General features: G+C 37.1%; 7 protein-coding genes and 1 other RNA gene. 6 read left to right on the top strand and 2 right to left on the bottom strand.

What is annotated here, in order from left to right:
- The first annotated feature begins 31 nt into the window (after positions 1–31).
- The 5 genes from AC6H0A_RS05765 to AC6H0A_RS05745 all read left to right on the top strand — a co-directional run bounded on the left by AC6H0A_RS05765 (position 32) and on the right by AC6H0A_RS05745 (position 4599).
- Positions 32–334 carry a cell division protein ZapA gene (locus AC6H0A_RS05765; RefSeq protein WP_005639637.1) on the top strand — a complete coding sequence of 101 codons (303 nt, stop codon included), beginning with the start codon at positions 32–34 and terminating at the stop codon, positions 332–334.
- A gap of 245 nt (positions 335–579) precedes the next feature.
- Positions 580–777: non-coding RNA, 6S RNA (gene ssrS / locus AC6H0A_RS05760), on the top strand.
- 17 nt (positions 778–794) lie between these two features.
- Positions 795–1358: a 5-formyltetrahydrofolate cyclo-ligase gene (locus AC6H0A_RS05755; RefSeq protein ID WP_044232020.1), complete on the top strand. Its 564-nt coding sequence runs from the start codon at positions 795–797 to the stop codon at positions 1356–1358.
- Positions 1359–1486: 128 nt separating this feature from the next.
- Positions 1487–4057 (top strand): ATP-dependent chaperone ClpB, encoded by a 2571-nt coding sequence (clpB, locus tag AC6H0A_RS05750; RefSeq protein ID WP_005639634.1) that lies wholly within the window; start codon positions 1487–1489, stop codon positions 4055–4057.
- 224 nt (positions 4058–4281) lie between these two features.
- Positions 4282–4599, top strand: coding sequence for a DUF4298 domain-containing protein (locus tag AC6H0A_RS05745; protein ID WP_005639631.1), 318 nt, complete (start codon positions 4282–4284; stop codon positions 4597–4599).
- 318 nt (positions 4600–4917) lie between these two features.
- Here the strand turns inward: AC6H0A_RS05745 and nhaA are convergent, their stop codons facing one another.
- Complete coding sequence (nhaA, locus tag AC6H0A_RS05740; RefSeq protein WP_179230788.1) at positions 4918–6084, bottom strand: Na+/H+ antiporter NhaA; 1167 nt, start codon at positions 6082–6084, stop codon at positions 4918–4920.
- 215 nt (positions 6085–6299) lie between these two features.
- On the opposite strand from nhaA, the gene brnQ reads away from it, so the two are divergent.
- A complete protein-coding gene (brnQ, locus tag AC6H0A_RS05735; RefSeq protein WP_005639627.1) occupies positions 6300–7610 on the top strand; it encodes a branched-chain amino acid transport system II carrier protein in 1311 nt (436 codons plus the stop codon).
- Positions 7611–7805: 195 nt separating this feature from the next.
- On the opposite strand, the gene AC6H0A_RS05730 is transcribed toward brnQ, so the two are convergent.
- Positions 7806–12323: a S6 family peptidase gene (locus AC6H0A_RS05730; protein ID WP_005639625.1), complete on the bottom strand. Its 4518-nt coding sequence runs from the start codon at positions 12321–12323 to the stop codon at positions 7806–7808.
- Positions 12324–12480: the final 157 nt, after the last annotated feature.

Genomic DNA, 12480 nt, shown 5'->3' with positions numbered 1-12480 from the left:
GCCACTCAAATATTTAATTTAAGGAAATCAAATGTTGTTAAAATTGGTCGAAATTTTAGTTTTGGGTCAGATCTTGCGTTTAAATGTGCCCGTTGAACAAGAAGAATTATTGCGCCAAGCTGCACGTAATTTAGATATATTGGTTTCCGAAATGAAAGAAAAGACAGGTCTTATTCAGCTTGATCGTGTGCTTTCTATTGTGGCACTCAATTTGAGTTTTGAATTAAGCCAAGAAAAAAATAAAGCGGCTAAAATTGAAGAGGTATTGAGAACGGGGATCCAGCAATTAGATCATTCGTTAGAAAATATCCGTGTAAATAAAGAACAATATTAAATTGGAAAGTGCGGTGAAATTGGGTCGAGATTTTTTCAAATTAAAAGATGTAGCTAATTCAGAGCAATCCGTTAAAAATAACTTAAGTCACCGCAATATTCTTTAGATTCTCCTCTCCAAGATAAAGAAATACCTAAAACTAATTTGTGTTATCACACTCTTTTGTCGTTTTATAATCAACTCGTTAAAATTGACAAATAAATGCTAGTCAATACTGATAATTTGGGCTAGTATAAACCCATAAGAATTACCTGGAGTGTTCGTCAGTAGGCTATGTCCCTGAGCCGATACTTTAAATCTTATAAATTGGTTTCCTATCGTTGGTGTGTAGGCTTAACCTTTGACTCGTTCATTGGGCTAAGAAACCTGAAAACGGTATCAACTGATTTCCTTGAACCGTCGGGTTCAAGGACTACTGCCCGCAGCGGCACTCTGGGTCCTATCTTCTTCTTTCATTTCTATGAATATTCAAAAACGCCAGCAAATTCGCTCTGAAATTCGAAAAATACGCGCAAATTTAACCGCACTTCAACAGCAACAAGCTGAACAATCAGTGACTCAACAGGCGTTAAATCTTATCGAGCAACGACAAGCCAAAAATATTGCATTATATTTTTCTTTTGATGGTGAAATTTCGACAAAAGCCTTAATCCAATCCCTTTGGATACAAAACAAAAATGTGTATTTGCCTGTTTTACATCCTTTTACTAAACATCATTTATTGTTTTTACACTATTTACCTGATACGCCAATGAGACAAAATCAGTTTGGTATTTGGGAGCCGAAGCTGAATGTTCAAAATGTTTTACCATTAAATGAACTGGATATTTTATTTACGCCATTGGTGGCTTTTGATAAACAGGGAAACCGACTCGGCATGGGCGGTGGATTTTATGATCGTACGTTACAGAATTGGCAAAATAAGTCTTTTATTCCAGTTGGTTTAGCACATCAATGTCAGCAAGTAGAAAATCTTCCCACTGAGCATTGGGATGCCCTACTATTCGATATTTTTGTAGGTTAAAACCTATCATCAAATTTTTATTGATAGATAAAATCAAAAATATTTCAATTTTTCTCTTGAAATCCTTTCAAACGATCTTACTTAATTTGGGCAAACGGCGAAAGCCAAAAACAAATTGAGGAAAGTGTATGAACATTGAAAAATTTACGACAAAATTCCAAGAAGCTTTAAGTGAAGCACAATCACTTGCTATCGGAAAAGATAATCAATTTATTGAACCCGTGCATTTATTGACCGCACTTTTAAATCAACAGAGCGGCTCTATTGCGCCAATTTTAACTGCAAGTGGCGTAAATGTAACTTTATTGCGTAATGAATTAAAAACTGAACTAAATAAATTGCCACAGGTTATTGGCAATGGCGGTGATGTACAACTTTCACGCCAGCTCATTAATTTACTTAATCTATGCGATAAATTTGCACAACAAAATCAAGATAAATTTATTTCGAGCGAATTGTTTTTGCTGGCAGCTTTAGAAGAACGAGGAGCGCTCAGCGATATTTTGAAAAAGTGTGGTGCGAAAAAAGAGCAAATTTCGCAAGCCATTCAGCAAATTAGAGGGGGACAAAACGTGAACGATCAAAATGCAGAAGAAAGCAGACAAGCATTAGAAAAATATACGATTGATTTAACCGCTCGTGCAGAAAGTGGCAAACTTGATCCAGTGATTGGGCGTGATGAAGAAATTCGTCGAGCGATTCAAGTATTACAACGTCGTACCAAAAATAACCCCGTGTTAATTGGTGAACCAGGTGTGGGTAAAACGGCGATTGTAGAAGGCTTGGCACAACGCATTGTAAATGGCGAAGTTCCAGAAGGTTTGAAAAATAAACGCGTACTTTCATTAGATATGGGCGCATTGATTGCTGGTGCGAAATATCGTGGTGAATTTGAAGAACGTTTAAAAGCGGTGCTCAATGAATTGTCGAAAGAAGAAGGTCGCGTTATCCTCTTTATTGATGAAATTCATACTATGGTCGGCGCGGGTAAAACCGACGGTGCGATGGATGCGGGTAATTTGTTAAAGCCAAGTTTAGCACGCGGTGAATTGCATTGTGTGGGTGCAACAACGTTAGACGAATATCGTCAATATATCGAAAAAGATGCTGCACTTGAACGTCGTTTTCAAAAAGTATTTGTGGATGAACCAAGCGTAGAAGATACCATTGCGATCTTACGTGGTTTGAAAGAACGTTATGAGATCCATCACCATGTAGATATTACTGACCCTGCGATTGTCGCTGCCGCAACGCTTTCACACCGTTATATTTCCGATCGTCAATTGCCGGATAAAGCCATTGATTTGATCGATGAAGCGGCGTCTAGCATTCGTATGGAAATAGATTCTAAGCCTGAACCGCTTGATCGTCTTGAACGTCGAATTATCCAACTAAAATTGGAACAACAGGCGTTACAAAAAGAAGAAGACGAAGCAAGTCGCAAACGTTTAGAAATGTTAGAGAAAGAATTGACCGAAAAAGAACGTGAATATGCCGAGCTTGAAGAAGTGTGGAAATCTGAAAAAGCAACGCTTTCTGGCTCTCAACATATTAAACAAGACTTAGATACTGCAAAAACCGAACTAGAACAAGCTCGTCGAGCGGGTGATTTAGCTAAAATGTCTGAGTTGCAATATGGCCGCATCCCTGCTCTTGAAAAGCAACTTGAGCAAGCTGAAACCAGCGAAGGAAAAGAAATGACGCTTTTACGCTATCGTGTTACGGATGAAGAAATCGCAGAAGTGCTTTCTAAAGCCACAGGTATTCCAGTATCAAAAATGATGGAAGGCGAGAAAGAAAAACTCTTGCGTATGGAAGATGAACTACATAAACGAGTGATTGGCCAAGAAGAAGCAGTTGATGCGGTAGCAAACGCGATTCGTCGTAGTCGTGCCGGTCTTTCCGATCCTAATCGCCCAATTGGTTCTTTTTTGTTCCTAGGGCCAACAGGTGTAGGTAAAACAGAACTTTGCAAAACTTTGGCTAAATTCTTGTTTGATAGTGAAGATGCCATGGTGCGTATTGATATGTCAGAGTTTATGGAAAAACACAGTGTCTCTCGTTTAGTGGGTGCGCCTCCAGGCTATGTCGGCTATGAAGAAGGTGGTTACTTAACTGAGGCTGTACGTCGTCGTCCATATTCGGTGATTTTGCTCGATGAAGTGGAAAAAGCCCATGCGGATGTATTCAATATCTTGTTACAAGTATTGGATGATGGTCGTTTGACAGATGGTCAAGGTCGTACCGTGGACTTCCGTAACACCGTGGTGATAATGACCTCTAACTTGGGTTCTGATTTAATTCAGGGCAGCAAAGACGAAAGTTATAGCGAAATGAAAGCCTTAGTGATGTCTGTAGTGGGCCAACATTTCCGTCCAGAATTTATCAATCGTATTGATGAGACCGTGGTATTCCATCCACTTGGTAAAGAGAATATCCGTGCGATTGCAAGTATCCAATTAGAACGCTTAGCAAAACGTATGGAAACTCGTGGTTATGAATTGGTGTTTACCGACGCTTTATTAGATTTCATTGGTGAAGTGGGGTATGACCCAATTTATGGTGCACGTCCATTGAAACGTGCAATTCAACAAGAGATCGAAAACAGCTTGGCACAACAAATTCTATCTGGTGCATTATTACCTGGTAAGATTGTCACCATTGATTACGCCAACGCAGAAGTTCAAGCTAGACAATAGGTGTTAAAAAAGTGCGGTAAATTTGATCTGAGTTCAAAAAACCAGGCTATTTACTTAAGGACTGATGACGATATTGTATCGTATTCAGTCCTTTTTAATTTCAGTTTACAATCTTTATATTTAATATAGATTATTTATGCTATGCCTTCCGAGAGTTAGTAAGATATTAATATGGGCAAAGTGCGGTAAAATTTAACCGCACTTTAATTGAATGGGAGAAAAATATGCTATCAAAAGAACGATTATCTCAACTTGTCGAAATGGAAAGTATTTTAGATGAGGCAAATGGTTTTCTTGCAGAGGCGGTGCAGTTTTTGGAAAAATGGCAGGCGTTTTTGCCCAAGATGAAACGCTTAGAACATTATTACTTCGAAGGGGATTGGCGAGAGGATTTCGAGGCTTACGAAAATGGCGAGGTACCGAAAGCGCAACCTTGTGGCGTACTTTCCGAAGACTTAGTTTTTAATGCCAGTGTTGCGCAACATAGCTTGGCGATTGAGTATTTGAAAGTGGTGACTAAAATTCTCGAACCAACGAAATAATTGCAACCAATAAATTAGAAATTGCATTATCTAATTTTACTTGAATTTATAAAACAAAAGTTCTGTAAATTGATCTGCTAAAAAGGAGTGTTCATTTAAGGAGTAGTAATGATAGTAATATCTTACTGTATCAATTATCTCCTCGCTACAGTTAAATTCTCAACTATAAAAACATTCCGTTTTTAATCGACCAAATAAACTTTCCATTTCCGCACTGTCTAGATAGTTTTCTTTTCTTGACATACTTTGTATGTCATCGATCGCTTATTTAGTCCAATTTTTAGGGCTGCAGATCAATTTACCGCACTTTGTGTATGATTAACTTAGTTTTGTTGTCTGTTTTAAGAATAAATACCCAAGCGTTGCCGAAACCGTTGAACCGAGTAAGATTCCTAAACGAGAAAGCGTATTGACGCTTTCTCCAGCATCCGCATCAAAAGCAAGGCTTGCTAAGAACATTGACATCGTAAAGCCGATACCACATAAAACTGCGACGGCAAAAATTTGTTTAAAATTGATTCCATCCGGTAATTTAGCTAATCCCAACTTAACGGAAATATAACTAAATCCGAAAACGCCGACTGGTTTACCAATAATTAAACCGCACGCAATAGCCAATAATAATGGCGATGAAATCATACTCACATCAATACCGTCAAAACTAACGCCTGCATTGGCAAATGCAAAGAGCGGTAAAATAACGAAGGATGACCAAGGCGCTAGAATGTGCTCAAAATCGTGTAATGGTCGTTCACCTTTTTTACCTTTTAATGGAATGCAAAAACCAATAATTACGCCAGCCAAAGTCGCATGAACACCAGATTTTAAAACAGATGCCCATAAAATTGCCCCTATCACCATATAGGCACAAAGCGCGCTAACTCTAAAGCGGTTTAATAAAACCAAAGTCAAAATAGAAATACCTGAGAAAATTAGAGCCTGCACACTTAATTCATGAGAGAAGAACAGCGCAATTACAACAATCGCGCCTAAGTCATCAATAATAGCGAGTGCGAGTAAAAAAATCTTTAGAGGCAATGGCACTTGCTTGCTCAATAATGCCATGATGCCAAGCGCAAAAGCGATATCTGTCGCCATAGGAATAGCCCAGCCATTTGCAAAGCTAGGATCCTGTTTTGCAATAAACCAATAAATCAACGCGGGTACGATCATTCCACCCACTGCAGCAATGGCAGGGAAAATAGCTTGTTGGTAGGAGGAAAGTGCGCCTTCAAATAATTCTTTTTTAACTTCCATTCCCACTAACACAAAAAACACAGCCATAAAACCATCGTTAATCCAGTGGATTAAGGTTTTATTAATAGAGAAACTGCCAATTTGCAAACTAACTGGCAAATTCAAAAAATCATTATATTGACTGCTTAATGGCGAATTAGCCAGCAACATCGCTACGGCAGCAGAAAAAAGCAATAAAATACCACCAGCGGATTCTAATTTTAAAAAGCGTTGAATCAGTTGTACCACGCAAACTCCTTCTAAAAATAATTAACAAAGGCTGAATCCTAGCATATTTTTGTTCACAAAGGGAAAAGAGCGGTGGATTTTGCAGGGATTTTTATCGAATTGTCGATAAGATTCTTCATATTGTGACGAAATTCACATTTTTAGTTTTACAGAATAGGGATTTTCTACACTTTGTAGTAGAATGCAGGCCTTTTTATTTTTAGAGTTAAAAAATTATGTTTTCACGTAAAGATATTATCGTTTTAGGAATGATGATCTTCGCCTTATTTTTAGGCGCAGGTAACATCATTTTTCCTCCAATGGAAGGCTTCACTGCTGGACAACATTGGGCAGGAGCCTCCTTCGGTTTTGTATTAACTGGCGTTTTAATGCCTTTTATTACACTTGTTATTGTATCTATTTTAGGTTGTGGTGAAGAACTAACGAAAGATTTACCTAAATGGGCGGGCACTGGTTTTCTCGTTATACTTTATCTAACCATTGGCTCTACTTTTGCAATGCCACGTATCACGAATGTTGCTTACGAAATAGCGTGGTTACCTTTAGGATTAGTGGAAGATAATACGAGTGTTCGTTTCCTCTTTTCATTAATTTTCAACTTAATTGCGATGGGCTTTATGATTCGCCCAAATACCATTATTTCAAGTGTTGGTAAATTCATGACACCAGCATTGCTTGTGTTATTAGTTGCTGTAGCCGTCACTGTCTTCATTTCACCTTTATCTGAAATTCAAGCGCCAAGTAAAGCGTATGAAAATGGCCATTCTTTATTAATCGGCTTAACCAGTGGTTATCAAACCATGGACGTACTCGCAGCCATTACTTTTGGTGGAATCGTCGCTCGCGCACTTGCAGCAAAAAATGTAACTCAACCTAAAGACATCGTTAAATACACTATCTCAGCTGGATTTGTTTCAGTCATTTTACTTGCAAGTTTATATTTTTCGCTTTTCTATCTAGGCGCGACTAGTGCTGAAGTTGCAGAAGGTACAACTAATGGCGGGCAAATTTTCTCTCGTTATGTAAATGTATTATTCGGTTCTGCTGGGATTTGGATTATGGCAGGTATTATTGTATTAGCGAGCTTAACAACTCTTGTTGGTGTAACGAGTGCTGCCGCTGACTATTTTTCAAAATTCTCTGTGCGTTTTTCTTATCCGTTTTGGGCCGCACTTTTTACCGCAATGACAATCACTGTTTCACAATATGGTTTAACGGATCTACTTCGCATAACGATCCCAGCTTTGTTATTAATTTATCCGGTAGCTATTGTGCTTGTATTATTGCAATTCTTACGCAAAAACCTTCCATCAATAAAATTTACATACAACAGCACATTAATCGTAACTGTTTGTTTTAGTTTATGTGACAGCTTAAATAACGTTAAAATGTTACCAGAAAGCATTAATTCATTATTGGAACACTTCCCTCTTTCATCTGAAGGAATGGCTTGGTTGGTTCCGACTTTAGTGATGTTAGTTGCAAGCATTTTAATTGGAAAAGCATTGCCTAAAGCAAGTCATTAATATTCAAAAAAATTAAAACTAATTTTCATCAGCCATCAAACATAGGACTATATAACCACTGTTTGATGGCTGATTTTTTATTCCAATCTAGAAACCTCCCCTAAAAAATACAAAATAAAAAGGACTGAGTCCGATAAATATCCTCATCAGTCCTTAAAGCTAGTATTTATTTTGCTCTAAATTTCTACCGCATTTCTACCAAGTAAAGCCGACCTTTAATGAAGCAAATTTCTGTGGTGCCACATCAGAGCCCTTAAGTATTCCAACATTCGTGCTAATATTCCACTGTTTCATCTGCGCATTAAAACCAAGTTCATGAGTAAAATAACGCCCGAATTGTTGTTTTAATGCAACATCATTGACACTTAATATACCATCAAGGGCAAGTTTTTGTTGAGTGGCATCATAGTAATTGCTTGAGAAACTTGGAGTGAATTTTACACCATTTATATCAAAGGTTTTATCTAACATTATACCTGCTCGGTAAGTAGTTAAATGTAACGTTTTACTGTTGATATTTGCACCATCTAATTGGTAGTTTGTGCTAGATAGACGGTAGTAGCGCATACCAACTGAAGGTGTGACGTGAATTCCCCAGTCCAAAGAAGCCCCAATATTTCCACCTGCACTAAAAATATTACGGTGGAACGTTTTGTTTTCTTCATCAAATTTTACATTGTTACGGCTGTGCCCATAACCTAAGTCAAAACTTGTAAAGACACCATTATTCCACTCACCTTTAACAAAACTATTTATGGTAGTTAGTCGGCTTGTGCCTGATACATTTTCATCAAACTCATTATTTGCACGAGAATGAGAAAGCACCGCACCAATTTGCATGTTCGAATTTAATCTCTGAGCTACACCAATTTGAGTCAAAGTTAAATTTTGCTTATATGGTCGATTATAGTCGGAGCGATAAGTTCTCTGACTTGCTTCCGTATTCACCCAAACATTTGATTTATCGTGGCTTAATAAATGACGATCTAAATTTCGTCCAATTTGTAATACCGAATTAACGTTTGCAGAAAGCTCTGATAAAGCCGTATTGGTATAACGACTAATCAGTTGAGCTTGCACTGGCAGAGCAACAGTCGAAGATTGAGAACTTAAAAATTGCTGAATTTCCTGCTCAGTTTGATAAGCCTTTTCAAGGCTATTCAGTAATGCTAATACCGCCTCATTCAAGGAAACTTGCGCAGAATTAACCGCACTTTGATTGCCAGAGATTTGAGCGTTCATTAAAGTTTGTTGAGCTGATTCAACACGTGTAATGTTCGCATCAATTTCCGCTTCAAATGCAGTAGTGTTACTTTCATCTGCCACTTTTGCAACTTTACGACAAATATCAGAAGAAAGTCCTTGAACTTCACAAAGCCACTGTGCATAACTTTCCTTATTCATTTGTGAATCATTTTTCAAACGATTAAATTCTGCTTGTAACTTATCGTGTTGAGTCGAAAGTGTATTCACAGTATTTTTCATACCAGTTAGCATTTGCAGTAATTTTTGAGCTTGATTTTCACTTCTTTCTGCCTGAGCTCTTAAGTCTCGATACTCATTACGCTGATTTTCTAAACGGGCTTTATATTGAGTAAATTGGTTATACAAGTTACGACGTTTAATAAAGCGAATACGCCAAGTACGATTATATTCATAGAAAACATTATCAATTTGATTATTAGTTTGACGAATATCAGCTAACAAACGCTCAATCCGTGCATCATCTTCTATTTTTTGTTTTTGTGCGTGACTATATTCACGGGCTAAATTAGCAAGCTCTAGTCTTTTGCTATTTAGTTTATTCTGAACCGCTTCAAATTCACGCTGACTATTTAATATTAATTGGTTGTTATCCTGAGAATGTAATTCTGCATCACGTAACGGATTATATAATCGATAATCATTGCTACGATTTGTTAAAATATAACGATAAGCCCCTAAATCGACATAGCCATTTTCAAGAGAAAATTGCGCATCCCCAATAGCTTGTTCAGGATGATTTAATTTAACTAAACTTAATGGATTTACCTCATTGGGTTCTCTCCCCGTATTTTTCACAGAAAGAAGATATGCTCCTGATGCTAGTCCATTTACTGTAATATGATCGCCACGACGTTCAGCAACATTAGTTAAAAAACGAAAATGCCCATTACCCGTCAATTTTCCATTTATTGTCAATTCATTAAATTGTACCCAACCACGATAATCCTTATTTAGCTCATCATAGCCCGTATTTAATGTAACTTGACTATTTGGCGAAAATTCGAGATTTCCCACCGTACTATTACCTGTTAGCAGCCATTGGCTATAGGATTGTAAACGAATTTGAGTCATCGGTGTTGCATTTACACGCCCCACTAAATGCGCTTTACCTAGATTAAATTGACTCGTTTCTTTTAAATCGATATTACCACTTACTACTGTTACAGGAACACTATCAAAGGCTGCCTGACTTAGTATTTTATTTTCAGTACAACTCGTTACTCCTGTATATGAGGCACGGATACACTCACTGGATTTATTCTGAGTAAAACCGAGTTGGATTTGAGCTTGATGACGAGCATTAATATTCCCTTCTAACAAGCTCACATTACGACTACTTTCTAATTTGCCATTACCTGAAACATTAAATTCATGAGCCTTGAATTGACGATTAATCCAACTATTTTCATCTATGATTTCTTTTTGGTTTAAATGATCGTAAGCATGCGGAGTTGGGATGCCAGAAAGCACTAAATGACCCGCAGACATGTTTAAATTGCCATTTAAGTTAGTACCTCCATTCAAAACAAGCACACTATTGTGATAATTCGGGGTGTAATTAAACGTTAATGCACCGTTATAACGCTGAGAATCATACTCACCAAGGAAACCACTAAAGGTATCTAAATGTTTTTTTGCATTTTCTTGAGCAAGTGCATTCTTTATAACTTGTTGTCTGTCGTTACCTAAGAATTCCCAATCATTTGTTGTTTCCATATCCCAAGGAAAATAAGCATGTGGATTTTTTCCCTCTTTTAGACGGAAATAATCTAATCGGTTATTTCTATAATTATTTTTGTATTCATAAATAGCTAATGATGATGTTGGTTCTTGTCCCCATTTTACCCATTCAATATTTTGTTCAGTAAGAGCATCTCGACCAATAATGTAAATATCGGCAGATTGAGTTCGGTTATTATTAACAATCTTTGCACCCTCATCTGCATTTTGAATTCGATGGAAAGTCAGATTATTGCCATTTATATCTAAACGTCCTCCTCGGAAGCCAAAATAAATGTTATTTGGATTAACCTGTTTGCTATTTGCCAGTATAACAGTTGCCCGACCACTGGTAATTCCAACTTGATTAAAGGCCTGTTGCTGTCCATTAAGCATTTTTTGATCAAGAATAACTGTACCATCACCTATACTAATATCGCCTAGATTTTTACCTTGGCCATCAATATATAGCGTACCAGTTCCCAATTTTGATAAACGATCATTTTCTGGATTTTTTATGCGCCAATGAACAGTTTTATCACCATTCACCACAATGCCTGCACCAAGCCAAGTATAATCATTGTTATCAGCTTGAACGGTCATATTCTGATTAAAATGCAGCGCACCAGCTCCCTGATTAATATTGTTTTTTAATATCAATGTTGAGCCGTCTCCGCCTTGAAAATGAATTGTCTTACCGTTTTCTAATGAAGGGCGAGATTGATTATTATCTTGAGATTTCTTAGTCAAGTCAGCAACTGGCAAGGTAATATTCTGATTACCAACTTGTAAAATACTTATTCCATTATTCTTATTATCCCAAGTTATTCTTTTTGCATTTAGTTGGATGGTTGTTTCATCATCCTTGAATGCTTTTTCAATGGTATCGGGCTGAATAATTGTATAGATATTATTTGAACTATCATAACCTGCATAAGTTGATAATACTCCTACCAATACCCAACGTTGTTCTTTAGCATCATAGGCTAAAAGCGCAGAACCACTATCTCCTGGCAAGCCATAGGTTCCTAACGTATCATAAAGATCACCGTTAAATAGCACCCAATTATCCATTGAGCTATTAGGTTTAAGTGGTGTACCGCCTGTAAGATAGTTATACGCAGATGTTAATGACGTTTTTACTTTTCCATCCTTACTGCGTAAATATTGAGTACCAGATCCGACTCGCACAAAATATGGGTAACGATTCTTATTTAAGAATGCATTATTATATGGTCCAGTCCTTCTAGCATTATCAAAAGCAATATTATTTAACGAAATTGGCGCAACTTCGGTAACTAATTTATGTAAACGTGGTGCATGAAAATCAAGGCTAGGGTGGTTATTACGTTCTGTAATAAGATAATTAAAGTGATGATTATCAGTGTTGTTGCTATTTTCACCAAATTGCACTGAGCCATAACCTAAGTTATGCTTTACGCTAGTAATATATTGAGGATTAAACAAGGTAGCAACGCCGCTTACCCGACTTGCTACGTGTAAATCAGGCATAGCCCAATGGGGTAACATAGTTGAAACTTGCTGACCCTGTTTATTAAAAATTGGAATATTCTTCGCCCCCACCGAAAATACACCTTTATTTTCGGCAAAATCACGGAAGTACTGATAGTCCACATCATTGCGAACCATAGACGCTTGAACATTTGAACTAGCTAAAGCAAGACTTAATGCTAATAGCGTTGGACGAAAAAAACAAATTCGATGCATAAAGTTTCCTTAATAAAATAAAACAAGGAGACCTTTGTACTAATGCTTTAGAGAAAATAAAATTGAGTAAAGTATAGTGAAAACCTGAGAGTTTTTTTATTATGCACAGATAATAATAAATTTGAAGCAATAATGCATACAAATAATTTTAATTCAC

The sequence above is a fragment of the Haemophilus sp. THUN1692 genome (assembly GCF_059704395.1).
The sequence above is the reverse complement of the archived record's forward strand: the minus strand, read 5'-3'. Positions and strand labels throughout refer to the sequence as shown.